1 rRNA gene is annotated in these 202 nt (G+C 44.6%); it reads left to right on the top strand.

Annotated features, from left to right (window positions below):
• Window positions 1-131 precede the first annotated feature (131 nt).
• A 5S ribosomal RNA gene (rrf, locus tag Q8G36_RS29555) occupies window positions 132-202 on the top strand; the annotation flags it as partial.

The raw sequence follows: 202 nt of genomic DNA, 5'->3' as shown, positions 1-202 counted from the left end.
AGGTCAGAGGTGGAAGCATGGTGACATGTGGAGCTGACTGATACTAATAGATCGAGGACTTAACCAACGCTTTTTAAAAAATGAAATACCTTCTTATTATCTAGTTTTGAAGGAACAACGTTCCTTTCATGTTTGGTGGCGATAGCGAAGAGGTCACACCCGTTCCCATTCCGAACACGGCAGTTAAGCTCTTCAGCGCCGA

This window comes from Peribacillus frigoritolerans, assembly GCF_030676415.1.
GTDB classification, from domain to species: domain Bacteria; phylum Bacillota; class Bacilli; order Bacillales; family DSM-1321; genus Peribacillus; species Peribacillus frigoritolerans_A.
Note: the sequence above shows the minus strand (reverse complement) of the source record. Positions and strands in the feature narration are given on the sequence as shown.